The 1,136-nt window shown below is 63.9% G+C and carries 2 protein-coding genes; both read left to right on the top strand.

The annotated features are described in order from the left end of the window. Positions 1–242: TrbG/VirB9 family P-type conjugative transfer protein (locus DL237_RS20415; protein WP_158585701.1), on the top strand; the 242-nt coding region annotated here is incomplete at its 5' end. Further along, positions 239–1,136, top strand: an 898-nt coding sequence (locus tag DL237_RS20410) for a conjugal transfer protein (protein WP_119400803.1), incomplete at its 3' end; no start/stop codon positions are given. The genes DL237_RS20415 and DL237_RS20410, both read left to right, overlap by 4 nt.

Below are 1,136 nucleotides of genomic sequence, written 5' to 3'. Positions count from 1 at the left end.
GCGCCCGAGAAGAGTTCACGCCGACGGCCATCTGGGATGATGGTACCTTCACGTATTTCCGGTTCGCACGGAATGCGCCGGTGCCCGCCATCTTCCGTTATTCGAACGGCAGGGAACGCGCGGTGAACAGCCAAGCCTTGAGTGACGGCGTCATCCGCGTGTCCGGCGTCAACCGACAATGGGTCCTTCGACTTGGCGAAGAGGTGGTTTGCGTCCAGGACGCAGGACAGGCCACATCATGACCGAAGGTACGGAAGACCTCGCCGCGCGCCTCGCGGCTCTCGAAGGCTCGACAGGCAAAGCGAAGGCAAGCAAGCGGCCTGCGCCGCTTGCCGCGATCCTTGGGGTCGTCGGCATCGCGGCAGCAGGCGGTCTGGCATGGGCTGCCCTGCAGCCGTCGGCAGAAGCGCCAATGGCGACCGCCGCGCCGGAAGAGTTCCAGAGCAGCGGCCCCGGATTCGGAGATCTGGCGCTGATTTCTGCCCCGGAGCCCAGCCAAGCCCCGCCTGCGGACACAGGTCCGAGCGAGTCGGAACTCGCGCTGATGGAAAGTCTTGCGACATTGAGAGCGGAACTCGAGGAACTGCGCGCAAGACCGGCCGAGGCCGCGGATAGCGGGGCGGAGCAGGCTATTGCCGACCTGACGGCGCAAATTGCCACCTTACAGGAAGCATCCGCCGAGGCGCAGCGTGCCCTCGAGCGGCAACTGACCGAGCGGGATCGCGAATTGAATCAGCTCCGCATGGACTTGGAGCTTGCACGGCTTGTACCACCAGAGCCGAGCTCATTGGGACCAAGTGAAGAAGAATTGCGGCTGGCCGAACTCGAAAGGCGGCGCGCAGCCGAAGCTGAGGCCCGCGCAGAGCGCATCGCGTCTCCTATGATCGCGTTCTCCGGGATGGGCGCGGGTGCGGATAGGGAGAATACGCTGGAAGCCGCGCGTCTGAATGCAGATGAAGCCTTTGTTCGTTCGGGCGCGCAACCAGCACAGGTGACACGTGCCGAAGTGATCGCGAACCCATCGAACACGGTTGTTCAAGGCACCATGATTCAGGCTGTGACAGAGACGGCCCTCGACAGCACACTGCCCGGCGCGATCCGCGCCATCGTCTCGGAAGACGTCCATTCTTTCGATG

This window comes from Pseudooceanicola sediminis (assembly GCF_003575965.1).
Taxonomy (GTDB): Bacteria; Pseudomonadota; Alphaproteobacteria; order Rhodobacterales; family Rhodobacteraceae; genus Pseudooceanicola; species Pseudooceanicola sediminis.
This window is presented reverse-complemented; position numbering and strand designations above follow the sequence as displayed.